Below are 23,089 nucleotides of genomic sequence, written 5' to 3'. Positions count from 1 at the left end.
GCCTAAACCCAACAGAGCTGGCTACCAACTAGCCGTATGAAACAGTTGGTGCAACACACCTCCAAACCAGAACAGACATATCAACAACACACAACGTTTAGATGTGGTCGGAACACAAAAACAGGTCGTGTCTAGAACACCTGGTTTTACTATCAAACTCTACGATGCGTACAACAAGAGCCGTAACACTATGTGATAGGCACAGCCAATGTTGTTGTGTGGCCCACTAAAACTATGGGTTGTTGGACAACCGGACGCTTTAACAGTGGGTAAAGCAGCCACATAGATAGTGGTGCTCAGTCGAACAAAAAGAAAGGAAACAGAGTGAAGCTCTCTGTCGAAAGAGACCTCTTAGCTGATTTAGTGAACCGTGCTAAAAACGTTTCAAGAAACGGCAGCATCCAGGTTGAGGCCACTACAAACAATGAGCTCATTGTTACTGTGGGCGGCCCGTACGCGTCCCTAGTGCAATCCTGTGAAGCTAATGTCACAACAGAAGGCGAGGTAGTGTTACACACCCCAACTTTTAACGACATTCTCTCCAGAACTAGCGGGACCCAACTTGAAATAGAAGCTGACGAAGATCAAGTCGAAATCAGAGGTAACGTAGCAGCATTCAACATTGGCACGGTTAAACAACCACCGCCAACACCGTTTGAGATGCCAGCAGGAGAAGGGCTAGTTATCGAAACAGATCAGCTGTTCTCAGCCATCAAAACGGCTGCCACTGCCACCGCAACAGGTTCTTCTAACGCTGCTCTTAACGGGGTGAACATTGCACCCACACCTGAAGGGTTACGTATCGTAGCAACAGACCAGTTTGGGCTCGTATCTATCAGCTTACCAGATCAGTTGGTGTTTAGCGGAAGCGTAACTATCCCACAAGAAGTCTGCTCCCAAGCCTCCACGATACTTAACGGCGAAGACAAAGTTGTGTTACACCTCACCGACAAACAAATATTTTTTGAGAGTGATACGAAACAACTTAGGGCACAGCTAATATCTGAACCGTTCCCTAGAATCGACCCGCTCCTCAATGTTGGTGGCAAACACGCAACGTTTGATACCACAGATTTTGAAGAAGTTGTGAAAGCAGTAGGTATCGCCCCGAAGGCAACGTTCACATTCACCCCGATCTCAGCAACGGAAGCAAACTGTATCGTTACCGGACGGCTGTTAGAAACCGCGGTAACTGCACAAGCTGTCGTCGGCTGGGACGGTGGAGATATGGAAATATCGTTCCTTTTGGCACAACTCACCGCCGCCCAAAAATTCATGGCAGACACTGAACAGGTGAAGCTACAAATCGCGGCGCCACTAAAACCAGTGATGGTCCAATCGGAACAAAAACCTGACACACTATATGTGATGTCACCCACCCGGTAGGTTACCGGGTACCTAACAAAACAGGACTCCTTTTCTTAGGGGTCCTGTTTTTGTGTTCACCACCCACACCAGCCACCAAACCTTCGAACCCGCATCTACCCTCAGCTAGATACCTGCACCCACACTCACCACCCGCCAGGAAAACAAGTTGATCTCAACCCGAACAAACCAACAACCAAACACACCTGTACCCCAAGACAGGCCTATCAAGAGATCAACAAACCAGAACGCAACACCAAATAGCCCACGCAGAACTAACCTCAACACACACCACAGGCAACAACAAAACAGACGCTTAACACCTAGGCCTAGCACCAGTCCCAAAACATCCCAGAATCGGACGGTAAAGACCCGCACAACACACAGGCCGCTAGCTATCACAAAGTTGGGGCACACCACAAAAACAAGCTGTGTTTAACACAAACCTGCTAAACCCATATCTACTAGGCACAAAAACCTTATAGCCGGGCCCTAGCAGCAACAAAACCTAGACACCCACAAGGTCACGTAACCCTAGCTGGTTAGATGCTGAAACCGGGCAGTCCTGAGGATCGACAAACATAAAAAACTGTGCAACCGGAGACACCACCCGATCGTGTGCCACACGCAACGCATCAGACACAAAACTACGCTCCACACCAAGAGTTTCTGCCACGCCCCGCAAACTTGACGCACCCCTCCCGTTACCTTCTAAACGTTGCTGGACCGCAGAATACATAACAGGGTCTAAATCGTGTAGCAACACTGAAACCACATCACCATCAAACAACCCCACTGCATCACCATCAAAACTTGACGAACCCTCTCTGGGAACATCAACACCATTGTAGGAATGCGTATCCAACGACACCTGCGGCTGTAACGACTGGCGAGCCTGACCAAACTCGTCACGCAGAACTTTAACCAGCCCCCTCTTAGTTAACTTAGCTAAAGCCAACCGGTACTGCTCTTCCTCATCCAGCGCGGTACAAGCAGTAGGCAAGTTAGAAACTGTCTGTGCAATAGCCTTATCCAACACTAACGTTCGTAATGTGTCCTCACCAACAGACACACCTTCTGCTGCCAAATCCGACTCTACACTAGCTGCTAAGGACGCAACTTGTCGCCACACACGCGGCACAGACACCCCTTGGCGGCACGAACGAAACGTTTGCAGCCGGGTCCGCACTGACCCTGTAACTACAGATACAACGTTCTTGTCACTAAACACGTCAAAAGAAGACAGGCCTTCTAACAAACCCGCAAAACCTTCTGCTAGCAACTCATCTAAAACACTTTGCCGTTCCGAACCAGACACATCCTTGGCTTCTAACAAAGCTTCCCTACGCACAATACCGCCCAAGGAATCCAAAAAACGTGTCTCAACCTCTGCCCCAAGACGCAACGCCCTACGTACCCTTCGGTCACGACGACTAACTGAACCGGACCGCTCCGCAGCGTCTACCAACCAACGATAAGCATTACGAGCCACAACACACTGCCGCATCCCCTCATCACTCAAACGCACCCGCCCCCCAACCAAAACCGCCTCGGAAAGCGCCACGTCCCCCAACGAAATAAACCCCAAAACTTCATCCAACGAAAATTCTTTAAAAACATCCATACCAACACCGTGGCCACACACAAACCCACCACCACACCCCCAAAACCAGTTACATCCATTACAAACACAAAAACCCAAAACACCAAAAACAGTTAGGCAACAACAAACCACCTAAAACCCCAGCACAACCACTACAACCACCAACCCCACCAACATGCAACCGACGCCCAAAAACGTTGCTTACCAGATAAGAGCTTCTTTAGCTCGTCGTCTGTAACCCAAGTTTCTAGCGTGTTTTTGGGTTGATCCTAGGGTTTTGGGTGGGTTTTGGTCTAGTTACCTTGTTGGTAGCGGTTTCTTACATTACCTAGGTGGTGTGTTTGTTGGGTCGAAACTAGTGGTGTGTTTTACGACCAAGACGCCGCAGTTGTGACAAAACCTGTTGAGCCGAGATGGCTGTCTGATTTACAAACCTCCAAAAAAGTTGTGTGGTTGTTTAGACGTTCGTTGTTTGTTGGTGGGATGGGTTCGTTGGCAGCTGTTATGGCGTCTAACTCTTTGAAGGTGGGTTTAGTAGTTTTTGGTGTGTCTGTAGGGGTCAGCGCTGTTTTAGAGGTAGAACGCACACGGTCGTTATCAACAACGAAACGTTTGAAGGTGTTGTCTTATGCTCGTTTAATCGATGCTGCCCCGTCTCGGGACACAGTAGCAGGTTTAAATGACTGTCTTGGTCGGATTGAACAGGCTCAACAAAACGCTGCCAGGTTTAACACTTTAGCTTTCAAACACTCACCACAGGAGGCGTTAGCGTTAGGGGACACCTACAATCGTTTAACGGAATCCGCTTTAGCGGTGTTAGATGACACTGTGATTGGTTTGGAAGCCAATACTTGGCCGGGGATACGTCCCAGCGACCAGGTAGCTACCGCTTTAGACCACGCAAACTCATTAGTTACCCAAAGCGAAGCCATGTTACAGAACCTTATAGAGCTAGACACTAAAGCAACCTAACCAACACTTCTCATAGTTTTGAAACCGTAAAACCGACCAAGTTGAGGGTGTTCGCCTCAAACAACAACTAGGTAGTAGGGGAGGCCCAAAGATTGTAATAGGGTCTTTAGCGTCAAATGTGACCGACAGTTACCCCTACCGGGTTTAAAAGTTGTGTAACACTACACCTGGTACAGTCACTTCACACAAAGGAGCCCAGGAATGGTTACTACACCTCATAGCCATCTATGTGGCTTACTAACCTATGTGACCTCAGAAACAGTATTACAGATCGCTTTAGATGCCCGAAACGAACTCTTAACAGCAGCTGTGGCCCAAAACGCTTTAGTGTCTTTACCGTTTTTCCACAAAAACGTGGTGTTAGATCGCAGCAAACATGTTGAACAAATAGTTGCTGCAACCCAAGACAGTGACCTTATCGAACACGTTGCCCGAAACACTGAGGGCTATAAACAAGCGATACCAGCCCTGTTAGACCACTGGTATCTACCAGAAGAGCTCTATGAGGTTTGTGTAGCAAACATGTCGTCTGACAAAGTGCTATTCACACTACTTCGGGGTGATGGTTACTCTAACGAAACAAAGACCCGTGTTGCTCACACAGCGGCTCTAAGTGATGTGGATCGGATTTATTGGGATTTGTTAAACGGGTTACCCGTTTCGGACCGTCGAATCATCCGGGCTACTTCAGCGCTTTTGAAACCTCATTCTGCATCAACACGTTGGCTTGTTTCCGAACTGTTAGCGTTACGGGAAGATATCATTTGGGAAGCGTTAAGCTATCTAGGCCCCCCATTACTGTGGGCCGCAGCGTTACATGCTAACAAACGTAACGTTTTAGAGAGAATAGTTGGTTGGGCATCATTTGATGGTGCAGGAGAATCGGACAGAACCCACAAAGAACAGTTACCTGTTCTGAGTCTGATGTGGGGTCGGACAGATGTACCCACAGACATATCTCTACGAGCATTTGAAAAAGCGATGCGTAACCTAAAACCAGGCACAGCTAGCCCTGTTCTATCAGATATAGCGTCTATGCCTAAGGTTGGGTCGTTACGTACCAACACCAACCCTGATGAGGTTCTAACCGTCCTTGGGAGTGTGGCAAACAACATCCGTACCGATTTGTTTCTAAAATGGGTGTTAGATTTAGCGTCGAACCCGGTTTTGTGGCAAAACCATAATATCCGCCAGTGGGTAGTGTCCCCTCCGACAGCGTTTTGGGGCAACATTTCCACACGGATAGTACCCACAGCGACTATCACACCTCTGCAACAACTGGTTGATGACCCAACGTTAGACTGTCACCCAAACTTTACTAAATGGGTATCGCAACTACCGAAACAAGATGTTGATGCTTTGGTTAGGGAACCCGTTTTGGTACCTACACGCAAACCTAACAACAAGACTTGTCAGGATAACCCAATCAGTTATGACGCAGCTGTTGTTGCAGAACAACGTTTAGGGGATGGGAGCAGCACCGCTTCCCAAGCACAGTGGCAAGTGTTCTGCAGTCTTCTACCTGAATGGGAACGTTCGTTAAACGATCTGGTAGAAGCTGCTCAACGAATCACCGCACCTTAACAAAACAATCGTAACAGCCAGCTCACAGATCGTATAGTGACTGGCTGTTTTTGTTTTCGGAAACACAGTTGTGTTACCCAGAACACGTTTACGAGAAACTCTACCCGACATGGCTCATCTTACAGCAAGGCTGTTACAGGTCGTCCCCAACCAAGTTATACGGACTATTCTAGCAACAGAGTTCAACAGCGACCTGGTTGTTGCTGCGGCTACAAATCCGTGTTTGTCGTTAGACGTTATCAAAGAATACCCAAACAGTTTCAAATCTATAGAGCCGGCTATACAACTAGCTGAACATACCAACGACCCGGAAATCATTGAGTGGTTGGTAACAGATCCTCACACACCGTGGGTGGCTTTAACACATGTGTTGAAAAATTGGTATGTGTCCGAAACGATTTTTTATAAGCTGACAACCTCTCCAACACGTCTTCCCCTGTGGTTCAGAGCATTCGAGTTTTATCCACCAGAACTGGTTGAGAAAGTTATCGCCGCTGTGCCGCCAGAGCAACAACTTCTTTGGTATGGGCTGCACAAACCCACGGTGGCTCAAAATGTTGTTCTAGAACTCTCTTCACAAGTTGGGGTGTTAGATGTAACTACACGAGCCGCGTTAGCAAACCTGATGGCCGCTCACCCTACATTACCGGCACAGTTAGTCACCCAAGGAAATGTTTTTGTAGGTGAGGTTATAGCTGCGGTAACTACTGATGTTACGCTTCTTGTCGATATTGTTGAAAACACGAAACGGTTCGACAATCGAGCTGTGCGTAACACGTTAGCCACGATTTGGGAACGTCCAGATATCCCGGCTCGTGTTAAGGGTTTGGAGCAATCCCAACTACAAAGCCGCTATGAGGACTATGCCCCTAAAATGTGGGACGGTCCTTGTGAGACACACAAAGCAGGTTCCTGTACTCTCATAGATGCTGGTATAGTGTTAGGCGCCACGCTGGCAGGTTGGTTGGAAACCACACAAAATGCTAGCAACGCTTGGGATGTCGCTAGTTGCGTCGCTAGTTACAGAAACTATTTAGAACAATACTACGGGTTGTTATGGGAAGGTGGGATGTTTCGCAAAGAGGGCCAACCGGTGCCGTATGTGGATATACCTACCCGTCGTGTAGAACCCGCTAAAAACTCTCACCTTGTAGCGGGCGCAGTTACCCAGTTGTTAGATTTCAGAATGTTACACCCGAAGGACACCGTTGACCTTCTTCTTGTATGGGAAGAGGTTGGTTCGTGGCTGGTGGAGAACCTGGGGGACAGCTCGACTCCCAAGTCATCGAGGCATTGGCAACTCTTAGTAACATTGCTGCCTAACTGGGACCGTAGTTTTAACAGCCTTTTAGACGCTGTTACCCGTCTCTAACTAGCATAACACCACCAACACTAAACAAAAGCTGTTATTGGGTTGGTGGTGTTATCTAACTATAGTGTGCGTGTTTATTGCGGTTTTCCACATACACAACCATGATTATAGGAGGGTAACATCACTGGTTGGTGTGTACCGTTGTTTTGTTACAGGTTGGTTGGTGTGGTGGTTATGAGTGGTTTGGGTATTGGGTGTATGTCGTGGGTTGGTAGGTCGGTGCATGCCGGGTTGGTGCAGATTTGGCGTAACAGGTGGGTGTGGGGGATGTGTGGCCAGGCGTGGGTGTGTGTATAGGTGCCGTGTTTGTGTGGGGCGGGGGCGGAGAAATCGGCTCGCCAGCCTGGTTTTGGTAGTTGGGTTTTGTTGATTTTGGTGGCTGGTGTTGGGGTTGGGTTGCCTGGTTCAAGTTTTAGGATGGCGGTGGTGTTGTTGGTGTAGAGGTCTCGGTAGTCGCGTTTTCCTGTGATTGCTTCGTAGGCGGCTTGTGTGTTGATGGGTGCTGCTAGTCGTGTGTTGGTCGTTGGGGGTTTCCAGGTTGCGTACCATTGTTGGTTGGGGTGTTGCCATAGGTTGGCTGGTGCGTTGGGGTCTGGTAGGTAGGTGTTGGTTTGCATGGTGGGTGTGTTAGCTTTCTTTCGGGTTTAGGTATTGTGTGGGTTGTTGTTTGGGTTCCACAGGTTGTGGTGTGTTTAGTGTTGGCCCTGTGCCGGGTTGGGTCCTCATGTTTTAGTGGGGTGTAACAGTTTGTGGGTTACATGTTTTGGTGACAGCTCTTCATCTGTGTGGCTGTCGCTGTTGTTGTTGTGTGGTTAGCGTGTTGTTTATGGGTGGTGTTGGTGGGACGGTGTTTGTTATGGATAGTGGTGTGAGACCGGTTCGTGGGTTGTTGTTGGTTGGGTTGTTGTTAGTTGTGGTGGTGTTGGGTGTTGTTGGGTTGGTGGCTGCGAACACATATTTGGGTGACAGCGGGGTTGGTGGTGTTGGTGGTGTTGGTTCTGGTGGGGTGGTTGGTGGGGTTGAGGATCGTGTGACGGTTGATCGGTTGAGGGTGGTTGGTCGGGAAGCGCAGATGGGTTTGGTGTTGGCGGGTGTGTCGGGGTGGGATGGGTTAGATGTTGGGGTGTTGCGTGGTTTGGTTGGGGTTGGTGGGCGTGTGGTTGGGTTGGATGTGTGGCCGGAGGTTGGGGAGGTTGGGTTTGAGGTGGTTGGTGAGCGGTTGTGGTTGGTTGGTGAGAATGGTGGTCGGGGTTGGTGTGGGGTTTCGGTGCCGGTTGCTGGTGGGGTGGTTGGGGGTTGTGTGAGTGTGGAGCGGGTTGGGAGTTGGTTGCCTCGTAAGGCTCTGTTGGATGGGTTGATTCCTAATATGGGGTGAGTAGTGGTGTTTTGGGTTTGGTGTTGGGGCGTTTAGGTGTGTGTGGCATATCTGTGACATGGGTTTGTGTTGTAGGTGTGTAGATAAATGATTGTGGTTTGTATAAAGGAGTGGTTATGAGAACGTCTGTGCCAGTGTTTGGGGATCTTGTTCGTTTTATCCCATCTAGCCGTGTGTTAGCGTTAGCGTTGCAACGGGTTGGTGGTGCTAGTGTTGTTGAAGCTGTGGCGTGTAACCGGTTTGCGAATCGGGAGGTTGTTGAACCTATGTATTCGCAGTTTAGGTCGGCGAAACTTTCTAGACTGTTGTTAGAAAACAGTGAGGATGGTGCTTTGGCCGAGTTTTTGTTGGGTCGGGGCGAGTCTCGCGTGACAGTGTTGCAAGCAGCTGTTAATAACTGGTTTTTACCTGACGATCTGTATTTGGATGTGCTTAGTCGGATGCCTGACGAACATGTGGTTGGTGTGTTGCGGTCTTTGGATGGTTACCGGTTGGGGTTAAAAGATATGGCAGCGGCCAGGTTGGATGGGTCGTTGCGGTCTGAGTGGTTCGCGTTGCACATCTCTGGGAGGTCCGATGAGGAGCTTTTAGAGTTGGTGTTGGACGAGCAACCTACCGAGTCGTGGGCTGAGCTGGTAGAAGCTGTGATGTTTCATCGGCCCCATTTGGTCGACTATTTTGAGGGTAAGATCCCGCCTGGTGTTGCGGGCGTGTTGTCAGCTGGTCCGCTTGATGAGCGTGTTTTGTTTGACATTATGGGTTGTGTTAGCAGGTCTCCTCTAACCTATGTGCGTGTGGTTGAACAGTTGTTGATACAGCCGTGGATTTCACCAGATGCTCAGCTAGAGCTATTAGCGTTTGTAAACACGTTTAGGAAGATGTCTGGTTTTGATTTAAAAGCATCATGGCTTCATCTCTATGAGAATCATCGCTGGGTAGCGGGGGAAAGTTTTAGGGAATGTTCCGATCTGGAACAGGTCGCTAAATATTTGTGGGCGGTACCATCTTATAAAACGTTACGGAAACATCTGATTTTAGATGTGGTTCAGAACGAACGGTTCTTGAGTTACGACTCGATAACAAAATGGGTGATAGCCAACCTTGATGTGGTTGGTGGGGGTCGGGCTAGCTGGTTCCCTAAAAACGTTACTGACAGGCTACGGTTGCTGGTAGCATCAAATCAGCCTTACAGCGACTTTCTAGATGCCTTAGATACACCACCTGATCCTTTAACGTGGTATTACGGTGTAGGGTTGGGTTACCGGTGGGAACACTGGTTACGGTTGGGGACCTTAGGTGCGTTAAACTATGTAGAGCTGGAACCTACAACAACACCGGTGGTTCGTAGGAATCGGACCGACCCGAGAACACCTCGTAAAGAAGTTGTTACGTTAATAGGTAACGATAGGTTTCTACGGGAACGGATCGGTGACCTTACGATAGAAGGCTACATTGAAAAAGTGCCCCCGATTTTAGGGTCAGAGATAGGTGTTTGGTTACATCACAGATTAGGTGACGCTGACACTGTTGAATCTGGTAATGCTTGGGAAATGTTTTTCAGGTTGTACCCTAACTGGGACCGCACGTTAAACGAGCTTGTGGCAACCGCCCAAAAATTGGGGGCTGACACCCCTAGCTGAAACACCGCAGCAAACGTGTTGATATTAAACACCAAACAAACACGTTTGTTTGGTTGGTTTGTGTGGCTAACACCTAGACAGCTTTGTTTAGAGGTTAGCCACATTTTACGTTACCAACCCAACAACACAGGTTGAGGTCACTGCGGTGGCACAGTTCTAGACGACGACATGGTATAGGGTTTGGCGGTGGCGGTGGTGGTGGGCTCAACCGGTTTAGGTTGGGGTTTAAGTTTCGGCGTTGATAAGTGTTGATGAAACCTGCTGTTAAACTACAGCCGGTTTAGCCTGAAACAAGGCTACAGACACAAACGAAAAAAGGGAGGGTAGTACCTATGCCACGTTTAGAAGCGGTACTGGAAACAGTACCGTCAGAACATGTAGTTCGTGTAGCGTTAAAAGTGTTAGGTTCTACAGCACCGACACACCACATCATAAACAACCGTGTGATAACTGTGGACACTGTGAAACTGTTCCCGCGGTTGTTCGCACCGGCGCAGGTAACACAACGTTTGGTTTCTGTGACGAACGATCCGGCGATTGTGTCACATGTTGTTGGGGAGTTAGAAGATCGTCGTAGTTCGGTGTTGTATGCGGTTATGGGCCGTTGGCGACTACCCATCGATCTGGCAACCCTGCTAGTTAAACACGCACCACCAAAAAGTTTGGATATTCTGTTAGAAGACCCAGAATATTTTGTTGGTGTGCAACACCATCTGAACCGTTTAACTGATAAACAGTTGGTGCGTTGGCTTGTCCGTGGCGGTCACCGTTTCTTAGACAACACCCAACTAGTAGGGGTGTTACAACGACCGTTGTCGTTGCCGGTAACAGCCGTATTGGAGGCACGTCCTACCATAGTGGAACAAATAGCGTTAGAAGGACATAGCACCTTGTTACCTAGTGTCGCTGCTGTTGCCTCAGCCGAACTGCTTAGCGCTGTTATGGAACGTTTACGTTCAGTACAGGATTCAGGTATTGTTGTGGCTAGTGCTCAGTCGTTGGTTTGGCGGAGCGACACTCCACCAGAGGTGTATGATTGGGCCCGACAACAACTTTTAAACTTGTCTGATAGCACACCTCCTTTAGGTGCTCATAGACCTCTAGTTGATGTCGGATTAGGTGACGTGACAGACCCGGATTTGGTGTTGTTGCATTGCGAGTTGTTTCGTAACCCGCCTCGTAACCTGTTTCCAACGGTTGTGACCCAAATCGTTAGAAACGAAAAGTTGTGGGCGTCACAAGATATCAGACGGTTTGTTGCGTTGTGGTGTCATCCGGCGCTACCAGCTAAATACAGTTGGATAGAACCTGATGTGTTAACCAAAATCAGTGGGTTAGCTCACGATGAACAGCTACCGTATCAGGTTCGTTCCAGAACAAACTTTGGTGACTACCACACACTCGAACCAGACTTGTCAGACATAAAACTGGTTCCTACTTTAAAAACACCAGAAACGCTGGTTGAACACGACGGGAACGTCACTGATTTCACCCATCATAAACCACAACAACGTTCAGAGTCCCTACATATAGACCCTGCTACGGTTGTACCGGCTTGGGAACTGGGTCGATGGTTGATACAACAACTTGGGGACGGCACCGACCCTACATCAGAAACATATTGGGAAAACCTGTTTAGATTGTTCCCTAGTTGGGAACGGACCTACGGGGAACTCATACAAAGCGTTAAACGCATCTCCCGCTAAACACCCCAGAATCGTTGCTGACAGTGCCGCCAATACCAGACCCGTCTTATGTGGGGTTTGGCTAATATTTTACGGTGACCAGTAAAACATTCATGCCCTCTTCTTTCAGGTTGGGGTGGGTGTTTAGCTGGTCACCGTTTCACGTTCACCAACAACAAAAGCACCGTTCCAATGTTGGTGGGTTAGTTAAAAACGGTGTGTGCTTATGATGTTCGATAGGGTCAATACCTCACATAACATGTTTAGAAGAGGGAATGTTGCTTTACATGTTTATTGTGACGGTTTTGTGTGAGATTCCACACAAAAAACAGGTTGGGTAGCAGGTTGGGGTGTGGGGATTGTTTCTGGGTTCAGTGTGGGGCTATAGGGAAATTCGGGGGTGGTAGATCGCTATTGGTCGTATGTGTTTGGTGGTGTTGTCAGTAACACAAACATGTTAGTTATAAGGTTGGCTCCTGGTTATTTTAAAAGGGGGGGGGACAATAAACCCCTATGTCACCAACCACACCGACCCCCGCCAGCCCTGTTCGTGTTTATGTTCGTAGGGGTTTAACTCTTGTAGAAATCATTTTGGGTTTGGTGGTGGGTGCTCTTTTGGTGTTCGCAGCGTTCGTATCATTCCAAAACGTGTTTAACAAAACCCGTGAACAAGCAGAACTCGTAGCACTAAAATCTGTGGCTCGTGAAGCCCAAGCTTTGCTAGCCATATCGGGGGCAGAGCGGTGGGACACACAGGCTGGGCTCGATGCAGTGTTAGGCGCGTTAGAAGATTGGCCACCAGCCCAAGCGGTGAGCGTTGGGGTAATCGCTGATGACAGTAACTTAGTGGTTACGGAAGCCGATGTTTGGCCTAGTGTCGCCGAGCTCACCTTCACACGATCCGCCAACACCTTATTGATGGTTGTGGCGTTAGACGACGGGGCATGCGTGGTGACAGCCCCACCTCACAGTGGAACCATACAAGGCGGCTGTGTTTCGAACCTGGATACCGTTGGTGAAAGCTCTCCTTCCGAGGCTGTAACCAACCAACAAATACCAGGGATCAACAACACCACTGTCCAACCAGAACAGCCGACAACCACTGAACCGGAACCACCTACCACCACAACCACAGCCGAACCAGAACCAGAACCTGGGTTTTGGGCACAAATCAGCGCTGGACTAGGGCATACGTGTGGGGTAACTACAGATGGTGACGCCTACTGCTGGGGTAGTGGTGGTTCTGGTCGATTGGGGAATGGGGACACCACCCAACAGAACACACCAGTAAAAGTGTCAGGTGATCTAAGCTTTATATCTATCACTGCTGGCGACAGTCACTCGTGTGCGATAACCACAGACGGTGACGCCTACTGCTGGGGGTACAACGGTTATGGCCAGTTAGGGAACGGGAACACCACCTACCAAACCACACCAGTAAAAGCATCTGGTAACCACAGTTTTGTGTCAATCGCTGCAGGCAACAACCACACGTGTGCAGTGAGCATAGATGGTGACGCCTACTGTTGGGGTGCTGGTGCTAATGGTCGGTTAGGTAATGGGAACACCACCGACCAGAACACACCTGGCAAAGTGATAGGTAACCACAGTTTTGTGTCTATCACTGCGGGCTACTTTCACACGTGTGGGGTGACCGCAGGCGGTGACGCCTACTGCTGGGGCGGTGGTACTAGTGGTCAGTTGGGGAACGGGAACTACACCGACCAGAACACACCTGGCAAAGTAGCAGGTAACCACAGTTTGGTATCTGTCAGTGCTAGAGTTTATCACTCATGTGGGCTAACCGCAACTGGCGATGCCTACTGCTGGGGGTTCAATTACGATGGTCGGTTAGGGAATGGGACCACCACCGACCAGACCACACCAGTAAAAGTAGCAGGTAACCACAGTTTTGTGTCAATCGCTGCAGGCAACAACCACTCGTGTGGGGTAACTACAGCTGGTGACGCCTACTGCTGGGGGTACAACGGTTATGGCCAGTTAGGGAACGGGAACACCACCTACCAAACCACACCAGTAAAAGCATCTGGTAACCACAAGTTTGCATCCATCACCGCAGACCAGTACCACTCGTGTGGGGTGACCGCAGGCGGTGACGCCTACTGCTGGGGCCGAAACAACCAGGGTCAGTTAGGGATCGGGAACACTGGCAACCAGCTTACACCGGTGTTGGTTGTAGAGCCGTAAAACGCTGTTGCTAGTAGAGATATCCAAGAGTGTTATCTCTGGAAGTGTTCCTATCTGTGTTTATGGCTTTTGTTAGCCTAACTTAAAAGTGGGACATGGTACTAGGCACGGTTTGTTGCATTTGGTCTATACAGTGTTAGAAGTCATCATCACAAATGTTGATGCGCCGCAAACCGGTCTTATAATTAGGAAGATACACCGGATTCCTGACGGGCGCAGAACAGTTAGCCTACAGGTCACCAACTCTCCCGAATCATAACCCTGACCCTGTTTCATGTGTATAGGGGTTTAACGCTTGTAGAAATCATTTTGGTGCTAATGGCGGTACCTGGGTTGGTGTTCGCAGCGTTTGTGTCGTTCCAACAGGTGTTCACTAAAACCTCTGGACACGCTGCGCTAGTAGCGTTGAAATCCGGGGGCAGATACCTGTAATACCTAGGCAGTGGGTATTACCAGGGTTGGGTGTTGGTGATAGTGTCGTAGTGTGGGCAGAAGCTGTTGTGTGGCCTGCTATGTCAGAACCCATTTTCACAAGACCCTTTAACGTCTTGTTGGTGGTTGTGTCATTGGGTGGTGGGGAGTGTGTTGTAACCACTTTACCACACGGTGGGACGATCCATGGCGGTTGTGTCACCATTCTAGAGGACGTGTTTCAACCGGTAACGGTCTCTGTTCGATAAGCAGTTGTTGGTTGCGTCAGGCTGGTTATGACAGTTGTGTTGTGGGTTTTAGCGGTAGTGTTGTGTGGGGTTCATTGGTGGGGTGTTGTGTGGGGGTGAGGAGTATGGCTGTGGATGCTGTTATTCCTGCGAGTAGGGAGATGTAGAGCGGGTTGGTTAGGGCCCTGATTAGGTTCCCTCCGGCGGGTATGACGTGTTTGGTTTTGCCGGTGATGTCGGTGTTTGTGGGGCGCCAGTAGTCTTTGTAGTCGCGGTTGTCGCCTTGGGTTATGTATTGGGTTTGGTTGGGGTTGTGGTAGCCAGTGATTCGGTGGACGATTTGTAGGTTTGCTCCGGTTTGGTCGGCGGGGATTTTGAAGGTGATTATGTCGCCTTGTTGGTAGTGGTTTTGTTTTTGTACAAGGAGTAGGTCTCCGTGGTTGAAGGTGGGTTCCATGGAGTTTCCTGCGACGATGATCCAGGAGGTGTTACCACCTAGGGTTGCGGGCCATAGGGACCATAGGATTCCGGTTATGGTGATTGTGGTTAGGAATGTTAATAGTTGTGTGAGGTTCCAGTGGGGGTGTTGTAGTTGGTGGTGTTGGGTGGGGGTCATATTTGGGTCACGGTGAAGTGTGTGTAGTAGGTGAGGTTGTCTTTGTCGGTGATGATGCCGTGGCGGGTGTTGGGTTTGAAGAGGTTGGTGTCGGTGTTGTTGAGGTGGTGGGTGAGTATGTGGGTGTTGTCCATCCAGATGGTGATGGTTTGGTTGTAGGACACGACTTTCATTGTTGTGGTGTTGGGGCGGCCGATACCGGTTTTGTCGGCTAGTAGGGTTCGTGTTCCGTTTATTGTTTTGGTGAGTTGTATCCGTCCCGAGTTGTTATCGGAATGTATTACAGCTAGGTAGTTGTTGGCGTTGGGGGATGCGTGGAGCATAACTCCGGCGTCGCGGGGTTGGTATCCGGGTAGTAAACTTCGGTGGAATAACATGTGGGTTGTTATTTCGATGTTTGTTTGGTTTGTTTCGATGGATGCTCGTGAAATCCCTGGGAGGAGTCTGGTAGATGACACTTGTTTTGAGAGGTCTACGGTGAGTGTGCCTTGGTCTGTGCGCCAACGTTGTCCTGTTTGTAACGGCTCTCCGTTTAGCAGCCCCCAACGTGTTTCAGAAAAAGTGGTGACAGCTATTGGGGTGGGTGTGGGGTGTTGTACGTGTTGGTGGGTGTATGTGTCTAGGGTGGCGGTTCGGATCGTGAGTGTTGCTGCGGAACCTGTTGTTAATGTTGCTAGCCCGATAAACACAACAGCAACAAGTGTTGTTAGTGCTGTGTGTACAGCTGTCACGGATCTGGTTGGGGGTTTAGGTAAAGTGGGGTGTTGGTGAGACATCACAAACCAAACAAAGGGTGGTCCTTTAAGGCTTTAGGGGGTGTTATTGTGTTATCTAAAGCGGGAGTAGGTGTGGGTGTTAAAAAGCTTTCGGTTTCCTTGTTGGCGATGCTGGTTAGTTGTTGTTGATCGTTACCAAACGGGCACCGGTTTTCAGGGTGGTGACGGGTTTAGGTGGCAACATTCACAACCGTGTTACGGTTTTGTTACCAGCTAGTTTAGGTGTGTGTTGGGTTGCTGGTGAAACGTGTTGTGTAGCCCGTCACAAGTGATAAGGTGTGTGTTGCAAACTGGTTGGTCAGTGTAGCACACGCTTAGATGGGGTTGTTGTGAGAAGTGTTTCTCTGTGGATGTGTGTTTGAGCATCAAACCAGTAAACCTGTTAGGTATCTTCGTGGTAGGTGCTGCCACCGACGCTTACCTGTCATTCATAAAGTATGCGCCTGTGGCGGGTGCATGTAACTGTGGTCATCTAACGTTTTGTGGGTGTGCGGGTTGGGATGGTAACCAGTTGTTGTCTCGTTGTTGCTGTGGTGTTGGTTTGTGAAACCTGATAGTGGTAGTAGGGTTTTGGTGATATTTATGGGGTGCCGGTGGGACTGTTCTCACACATATATAAGTGTGTGTGTGTTTAGATGTGTTCGGTGAAATCTAAACCGCTGGGGTTGGTGTTGTTAGGTTGTGTTATGTGGTGGCGGGTCACAAGTTGGGTGTTGGGGGTGATGTTGGGTACTGAGTGGTGGGGCCCACAAGTCGTGCTAGACGTTGTGCTGATTGTTTTTTGAAGACGTTTTGTGTGTTGTGTGTTGTAGGAACAGGGACACCAGTTGGGTGTTGGGGTGATGTTGGGTACTGAGTGGTGGGGCCCACAAGTCGTGCTAGACGTTGTGCTGATTGTTTTTTGAAGACGTTTTGTGTGTTGGGTGTTGTAGGAACAGGGACACCAGTTGGGGATGTTGGGGTAGACCTTTGTTTGTAGGTAGGACACAGGACGGTTCAATACCTGCCTGCTAGTTATGGGAGGGCTGCATATCGTCAGGGTTAATGGGTGACGGTGTGGTTGTAGGGGTGGTTGTTGCTACAGAACCGTTGCTGATAACCATTCTGGTTTCTGGGTTGGGGTCTGCGTTAAGTGGTGCTGGCCTGTGTGTGGGTTATGTGTTTTTCTGGGGACAGTTAAAAACAGGGGTGTTCTTAAACGTTAAGGGCAAGGTTTGTGTTGTGGTGGGGGTGTAGCACAGTTGTTTGTGATGTAGGGGGTAACGGTGGTTGGGTGACCGTATTCCAGAGTTGTTTTTATATAAAAGGAGTTGTGTGATGGTGATTCGTAGTTTAGTGCCGTATATTTGTCATGACGTCGTGTTAGATGTGATGGTAAATGTGGTGTTAGATGTAGAGTTTGGTTCTGGTGCGCAAGATCGGTTGCTTGTGCAAGGTGTGGCTAGTCACCCGTGTTTGTCTGCTGCTACGGTTGATAAATATTGGGATGTGTTTCAACCTGAAACTGTTACTAAATCGGTGGTGACGGGTTCGTCAGATCCGAACATTGTTGAGGTGTTGCTTCGTAAAGGTGAGCAGCGTGTGCCTGTGTTGGAATCTATGGTTAGGACATGGAAACTGCCGGTTTCGCAGGCGGAACTTGTTGTAGAACGGTGGCCGGAAACCAGTGTGGATCGTCTTGTTGGGTTGTTTAGCAACTATCCAGCTAGCTTGTTGGTAGATAGGGTGTCTGAGATGGATCCTCAAACCCAGTTGCGATGGCTTGTTGAGGGTGGTTGTGCTCTTGTTGGGGAGGAACAGGTTTGGGATATTTTGGTTGATGTTGCTGCATCTAAAACGTTAGATGTGGAGTCTAAGGATTGTTTGAAACAAATTTTGTGTTTGTATCCAGGTCTTAGAAGTCTTGTTGTCGCTGGTGATAACATGGTGTTGTGGGACTGTGTTGTACATGCTCCGTTATCGAGTGAGGAGCTCGGGGTGTGGGTTTCTAGGATTGTGGGTTTGGTTTTAAACTCTGATCGTGACGTGCTCGATGTTGCGTTGGGTGTTTTACGTCGCCCTGATTTAGATGACGACATGTACATGTTGTTGCGGGAAACGTTAGCGGAACGTGGCGATGTTCCAGTGAGGTTGTTAGGTCCGACAGTTAGGTACCGTCCGATGCGGGGTAAAACGTTAGCTGAGTGTAACGACCCGGAACAGGTACTTACATATTTGCAACAGTTACGTTCAGGTTGGTTTATGGACGGTCTGCCAATGTCGGTAGTGTTGTATTTACTTGGGGAGATAGCGTCCAACCCGGTGGTGTGGGAACATGTTGAGCTTCGTAAGTTTATTCAACAAGAAACCTGTTGGGGGTCGCTTCGCGGGTCGCTGCAGTCAGTTCCACCAGAAATAGTGCCGGTGTTACAAGAACTTTATGATATGCCATGGGATGACCTGTCCAATAAGTCGGGTAGGTCGCTCGCCAAGTTTTTGTTGACGGGGCATCCCGACCAAGACGGTGGGGTTGTATCTGAACCTCTACTGTACTATCCGCCAGTAGCGTTAACCGCCTGGGAAACTAGTAGCAGTGAGCTAACGAACGGGAGGTTTGTGGGGCAACTAACCCCACAAGATATTGATGTTAACAGTGCTGTTTCACCGTACAGTTTAGCTGTTTGGCTAACCGATCAGTTAAAAGACGGGTCAACACCGGAATCTAAACAACGTTGGGTGATACTGTTTTTGTTGCTCCCTGAATGGGAACACACATTTCAAGAGCTTGTAAATATTACTAACAAAACTAACTAAACCAGTTACCGCAAATTGTTTATGTTGTAACAAAACAAGGGTTGGTGCCATTCGTGTTGGGTCCAACCCTTACTATTAGCAACAGATAGCTCTATGAAGAACCCACCAAAAACATTCGCCTTTGCAGGGCAAAGCTAGCAGCTACCCGTAAGAGCTTCACATGCCCCTGATAGTCGTTTGGATGGTCGGTTGGAGGGTTGATGGTCGGGTGGGTTAGAGGGTGGCTTGGTTGGCTGGTTGGTGGGCTCCCCAGGGTAGGTTTAACCATAGTGGGGAAGTTCAGGGGCTAAGACCATGTTTCGGGTGTTGTCGGGTTTGTTGGGTCGAAAAGAACAACGTGCTGGGGTGTTTGTTTGTGGGGGGTTAGCGTTGAACAGTGTTACACACCAGCCACTATCGGTTTAAATGTTTTGGTGGTGGTTGTGTGTTGTTACAAACGAGTTGTCTAGGTGGAGGTTGGGTTTAGGTGATTGTACCCTCTTTTTTGGGGTGTGTTTCATCGCCACATGTTTTAGATGTGGCTATGAGAGTGTTGGGGGAAAACAAGGATGTGGTAGCAAAGGTTGCTGCTAACCCTAATGTTACTGTTGGGGTTGTTGAACCGTTTTATGAACGGTTCAAATCGGCAGAGGTTACACGACTATTGTTGTCTAACAGTCGTGATTCTGGGCTGGTAACGTTTTTGTTGGGTCGGAAAGAACGGCGTGTGAGTGTGTTACAAACGGCGCTGTTAAACTGGTTTTTACCTGACGAGTTGTATCTGTCGGTTATGGGTAGCTTGTCAAGTGAAAACGCAGCAGTTTTTGTTGATGCTGCGGATGGGTATACGAAACAGTTAAAAACACGGGCTGCTCGTAAACTTGAACCGGTTGACATGGTTAAATGGGTGGTGTGGGACGACACAGGGTTTAGCGATGACGAGTTGTTACAGGTATGTAACCTCGGTTCGTTTTATTTGGGTGGGGGAGAAAGTGTGTATCGTCGAGCTATTGAAGCAGTTTTGTTTCGACGCCCACATCTTATAAACCAGTTGAAAATGCCGTACTACCCTAATTTGGCGGCTTTATTAGCAGGGCTGTCGGTTTCGGAACAGGTTGTTGCTAATATTATTGTATCGTCGCTGGTGCGCCCTGAACAGTTTGGTAAGGTTTGGTTTACTTTGCTACATAATCCGTGGTTACCGTCGTCAATGTTTGAAACGGTACGGGCGCAGATGGTACTCCATCTGGTACGTAAGCATTTCGATGAGCAGCGTGAGTTGTTACGAACCGAACCGGTTACCTGGTCGGAACTAACCCAAAATTTTGGGGAGTTCTGGTCTTTTAATAACATATGGGGTGGCTATTTGTCGCCAACGTTGCGTCATAGAGTTCTTCTAGAAATTTTGTTGGACCGGGAGCTGATGGCTAACAAACAGTTTGTTGAGTCGTTACGACTAGTGTTTCATAACAGGTTTCGGTATAAGGTTCCGTTGAGGGAATGGTTCCCTAGAAAAGCTGTGGTGGCGTTACAAGACATTGTAGGGGTTGACCAGTCTATGTTTTCACAACGTTGCTCGCTTCATTGGGGATATGAGGACAAGTTACCACAAGCACATGGGCGTGGTGCTGACCGTCCGGTTGTATGGCCACAACAGTTTGAGAATGTGATCGCAAGTAACGTTCCTATTAGAAGAACCGCCCCCGTCTTCTTTAACAACCCAGATCTGTTACCTGTTGGGCTTGACTGGTCGCACAGCACAATAGACCAGTTAGCATCAGAAGATAAAGCTTGTGATCAGGCAGCCTGGTTTGAAACAAAACTAGGGGATGGGACAACACCTCAATCGATCATGGAATGGGAAACGTTGTTTCAGCTGTTACCTGGTTGGGAACAAACTTTTGGAAAACTTGTAGAGACATCTAAAAAACTAGTGTCCTTACAATAAAATATGCGCATACTAGTTGAACAAGCGTGGCTGACCTGTTTTTGGTCAGCCATGTTTTGTGTTGACCAGTGACACCACAGCTAGGGGGCAGGGTTTGAAACAGGTTTTGAGAGGGTCTATCCAGAAAAACTTTGACAGCAAAAAAGTAAGCGTGGAATGTGGGCTGCAATGTACAAACATTGAAACCTGTGTTACCAAGATGGGTTTGGTACAACCATTTTACATGACTCTAGCTGTTAAAACCACAATGTTAGACACACCACAAACCGAACATACACCACCGTGTTCCTCTTTAGAACACCGGTCATGCAACTCTTCTACGTCACCAGGGTCTTGTAACTACTAGTTGTTTGCACCTGAAACTATGGGTGTTACCGTTTTAAACTTTGAAAACAAACCCACAAAAAACATGGTGGGCTATAAAACGGGCGTCCGGTTTTAAAACCAGGAGCAGGGGACAATAAACCCCCATGTCACCAACCACCCCCAAACCCGGCCATAACCCCACCACTACTTCTGTACGTGGTCGGAGGGGTTAAACACTGATAGAAATCGTGTTGGGTTTAATAGTGACAGTCTGGTTAGCCCTCCCAGCGTTTGTGTCGTTCCAAAATGTGTTTAACAAAACCCGTGAACATGACGAGCTTGCAGCACTAAAATCTGTGGTGCGTGAAGCCCAAGCACTCTTAGCTATATCGGGGGCAGATGCGTGGGATACCAAGCCGGGTTAGACGCAGTGCTGGGGGCGTTAGAAGACTGGCCACCCACCCAAGCCCAGACCATCGGGGTTGTTGCAGATGACAGTAACACAACAGTTATTGAGGGAGACGTGTGGCGCGAAGTGTTCAAGCTCACCTTCACACGTTCCCCAAGAACCCTGGTCATGGTAGTACTGTTGGACGACGGAGCATCGTAACCGGACTAGAGGCTATTGGTGAAGCCTCTCCGTCCGAAGCGGTCACAAACAAGCAAATACCAGGTATCAACGCCACTATCGTCCAACCCGGACATCCAGCTCCCACTACAACCGAACCAGAATCTAAACTGGACCCAGGGATTTGGGCACAAACCAGTGCTGGTGGAGGGCGCACGTGTGGCCTAACCACAGGCGGTGACGCCTACTGCTGGGGTGTTGGCAGAGAATGTGTTGGGTTACTCGGTAGATCATCTGGTGTTTCGAGTGGTGTTAGTGTTGCAACAACGATCGGATTTGTCTGAGGAGCATTACGCACGTATGCGTGGGTTGTTACCTGAGATTACTAGGGGGTGGGACAAGTTAGGTCGTCGGCCGGGTTGGTGTGCTATTGATGGTGACACGTTGTCTGAGTGTGGTGATGTTGATCGTGTAGTTGTGTATTTGAAGTTGTTTCCAAGGTTTTCTGGCGTTCTAGGTCCTTTACTTTTTGAAGAGTTGTGAAGGGGTTCGTTGTGTAAGAGTCTCGGACGTGTTTCGGGGGACGTGATAGTTGAGTGTTGATTGGTGCCGGCCCGCGTGTATTTGTGTGGGCCGGTTAAACCTGTTTTATGGGGTGTTAGCCTGTGATGATGATGTGGGCGTTGGTTACTGCTTCTGCTGATGGTGTGGTGGTGAGGGTGACAGTTTCGCTGGTGGTTGTGATGGTTGTGGTGCCGGTGGCGAGTGCTGTGCCTTGGGTGTCGGCTAGGGTTACTTCAAGGGTGTGGTTTTCACAGTTTTCGGAAATGTCGGAGATAGTAACGTTTTCTACTTGGTATTGGCCGTTGGTCGGGTCGTAGCTGTGGTTGTAGTCTATGTTTACGCCGTCTGTGTCGCAGGACGCCACGATTGTGTCGCCTGCTCCAAGGCTTTTAGAGTTTACACCTCCGAGTGATGCTGCTGACGCGAATGTGATTCCGAATAGGGTAGCGCCGGTTGCTACAGCAATCAGAGTTTTGCGGGTGCGTGTTAGTGACATAACGGTTTCCTTGTTGGTAGGGGTGGTTATTTGCCGTTATTGATCGTTACCAAACAGGCAGCGGTTTTCAGGGTGGTGACGGGTTTAGGTGGCAACAATCACAACCTGGTGGTGGTGTGTTACCTGCTGGTAGAGCTATGTGTGTCGCTGGCTGGTATTTCGGGTTGGTTTGGGTGTTGGTCCATATCGCCAAAGGTGTGGTGACAGGTTGGTTGGTGAAACCGAATAGTAGTAGCAGGGTCTTGTTGGTATTTATGAGGTGCTGGTGGGATTGTTCCTGGGTATGTGTGTTTTTGATCGTGGTCGCCGTGCTCAGAGCGGGTTTAGTTTGTTAGAAGTTGTGTTAACCATTGTGGTTGGTGCTCTTTTAGTGTTGGGGGTGTTTGTTGGTTTTCAAACCGTGTTTAACAAAGCCCAAACCGAAACCGAACTTGCATCGTTACGATCGTTAGGTCGTGAAGCACAAGCACTGCTGGCCCTGTCGGGGGCGGATCGTTGGGACACACAGGCCGGGTTGGATGCTGTGTTAGGTGCTATTGAGGACACCCCCGGCGCTACAAGCTTTGGAACACTGGCTGAT

The 23,089-nt window shown here is 49.0% G+C and carries 19 protein-coding genes; 14 read left to right on the top strand and 5 right to left on the bottom strand.

The features are described 5' to 3' along the window. Window positions 1–324: 324 nt before the first annotated feature. Window positions 325–1,386, top strand: a complete 1,062-nt coding sequence (locus tag WC184_11655; GenBank protein ID MFA7478520.1) for a DNA polymerase III subunit beta — start codon at window positions 325–327, stop codon at window positions 1,384–1,386. A gap of 487 nt (window positions 1,387–1,873) precedes the next feature. Here WC184_11655 and WC184_11650 read toward each other — a convergent pair whose 3' ends face one another. After that, a complete protein-coding gene (locus WC184_11650; GenBank protein MFA7478519.1) occupies window positions 1,874–2,989 on the bottom strand; it encodes a hypothetical protein in 1,116 nt (371 codons plus the stop codon). A 483-nt stretch (window positions 2,990–3,472) separates the two neighbouring features. Here WC184_11650 and WC184_11645 point away from each other — a divergent pair, with 483 nt between their 5' ends. The 3 genes from WC184_11645 to WC184_11635 all read left to right on the top strand — a co-directional run bounded on the left by WC184_11645 (window position 3,473) and on the right by WC184_11635 (window position 6,896). Then, the gene (locus WC184_11645) at window positions 3,473–3,940 is read left to right on the top strand and encodes a hypothetical protein (protein MFA7478518.1); all 468 of its coding nucleotides are present in this window, start codon (window positions 3,473–3,475) and stop codon (window positions 3,938–3,940) included. A gap of 201 nt (window positions 3,941–4,141) precedes the next feature. Then, window positions 4,142–5,524 (top strand): hypothetical protein, encoded by a 1,383-nt coding sequence (locus WC184_11640; GenBank protein ID MFA7478517.1) that lies wholly within the window; start codon window positions 4,142–4,144, stop codon window positions 5,522–5,524. Between the two features lie 385 nt (window positions 5,525–5,909). Next, a complete protein-coding gene (locus tag WC184_11635; protein ID MFA7478516.1) occupies window positions 5,910–6,896 on the top strand; it encodes a hypothetical protein in 987 nt (328 codons plus the stop codon). Between the two features lie 149 nt (window positions 6,897–7,045). Here the strand turns inward: WC184_11635 and WC184_11630 are convergent, their stop codons facing one another. After that, window positions 7,046–7,513: a hypothetical protein gene (locus WC184_11630; protein ID MFA7478515.1), complete on the bottom strand. Its 468-nt coding sequence runs from the start codon at window positions 7,511–7,513 to the stop codon at window positions 7,046–7,048. A gap of 251 nt (window positions 7,514–7,764) precedes the next feature. On the opposite strand from WC184_11630, the gene WC184_11625 reads away from it, so the two are divergent. The 4 genes from WC184_11625 (at window position 7,765) to WC184_11610 (ending at window position 13,804) form a co-directional block, all read left to right on the top strand. Beyond that, a complete protein-coding gene (locus WC184_11625; protein MFA7478514.1) occupies window positions 7,765–8,271 on the top strand; it encodes a hypothetical protein in 507 nt (168 codons plus the stop codon). Window positions 8,272–8,387: 116 nt separating this feature from the next. Then, window positions 8,388–9,911 carry a hypothetical protein gene (locus tag WC184_11620; GenBank protein ID MFA7478513.1) on the top strand — a complete coding sequence of 508 codons (1,524 nt, stop codon included), beginning with the start codon at window positions 8,388–8,390 and terminating at the stop codon, window positions 9,909–9,911. Between the two features lie 332 nt (window positions 9,912–10,243). Then, on the top strand, window positions 10,244–11,617 hold the full coding sequence (locus WC184_11615; GenBank protein ID MFA7478512.1) for a hypothetical protein: 1,374 nt from the start codon (window positions 10,244–10,246) through the stop codon (window positions 11,615–11,617). 492 nt (window positions 11,618–12,109) lie between these two features. Further along, window positions 12,110–13,804, top strand: a complete 1,695-nt coding sequence (locus WC184_11610) for a hypothetical protein (GenBank protein ID MFA7478511.1) — start codon at window positions 12,110–12,112, stop codon at window positions 13,802–13,804. A gap of 705 nt (window positions 13,805–14,509) precedes the next feature. Here the strand turns inward: WC184_11610 and WC184_11605 are convergent. Continuing rightward, a complete protein-coding gene (locus tag WC184_11605; protein MFA7478510.1) occupies window positions 14,510–15,079 on the bottom strand; it encodes a signal peptidase I in 570 nt (189 codons plus the stop codon). Then, window positions 15,076–15,402 (bottom strand): hypothetical protein, encoded by a 327-nt coding sequence (locus WC184_11600; protein MFA7478509.1) that lies wholly within the window; start codon window positions 15,400–15,402, stop codon window positions 15,076–15,078. The genes WC184_11605 and WC184_11600 overlap by 4 nt, the downstream gene beginning before the upstream one ends. Before the next feature lie 1,770 nt (window positions 15,403–17,172). Between WC184_11600 and WC184_11595 the strand changes: the two genes are divergently transcribed. From WC184_11595 to WC184_11575, 5 genes are all read left to right on the top strand, one after another. Next, complete coding sequence (locus tag WC184_11595; GenBank protein MFA7478508.1) at window positions 17,173–18,648, top strand: hypothetical protein; 1,476 nt, start codon at window positions 17,173–17,175, stop codon at window positions 18,646–18,648. Between the two features lie 466 nt (window positions 18,649–19,114). Continuing rightward, a complete protein-coding gene (locus tag WC184_11590) occupies window positions 19,115–20,575 on the top strand; it encodes a hypothetical protein (protein MFA7478507.1) in 1,461 nt (486 codons plus the stop codon). Window positions 20,576–21,144: 569 nt separating this feature from the next. Next, entirely contained in the window at window positions 21,145–21,306 is a 162-nt protein-coding gene (locus WC184_11585) for a hypothetical protein (GenBank protein ID MFA7478506.1), read from the top strand. Further along, a complete protein-coding gene (locus WC184_11580) occupies window positions 21,285–21,491 on the top strand; it encodes a hypothetical protein (protein MFA7478505.1) in 207 nt (68 codons plus the stop codon). Before WC184_11585 ends, WC184_11580 begins: the two co-directional genes overlap by 22 nt. Before the next feature lie 195 nt (window positions 21,492–21,686). Next, complete coding sequence (locus WC184_11575; protein ID MFA7478504.1) at window positions 21,687–21,992, top strand: hypothetical protein; 306 nt, start codon at window positions 21,687–21,689, stop codon at window positions 21,990–21,992. A 115-nt stretch (window positions 21,993–22,107) separates the two neighbouring features. Here WC184_11575 and WC184_11570 read toward each other — a convergent pair whose 3' ends face one another. Continuing rightward, entirely contained in the window at window positions 22,108–22,509 is a 402-nt protein-coding gene (locus tag WC184_11570) for a hypothetical protein (GenBank protein MFA7478503.1), read from the bottom strand. Window positions 22,510–22,792: 283 nt separating this feature from the next. Here WC184_11570 and WC184_11565 point away from each other — a divergent pair. Beyond that, a partial coding sequence (locus WC184_11565) for a type II secretion system protein (protein ID MFA7478502.1) occupies window positions 22,793–23,089 on the top strand: 297 nt, incomplete at its 3' end.

Source organism: Acidimicrobiia bacterium (genome assembly GCA_041676705.1).
Classification (GTDB): Bacteria; Actinomycetota; Acidimicrobiia; order Acidimicrobiales; family SKKL01; genus Actinomarinicola.
The sequence above is the reverse complement of the archived record's forward strand: the minus strand, read 5'-3'. Positions and strand labels throughout refer to the sequence as shown.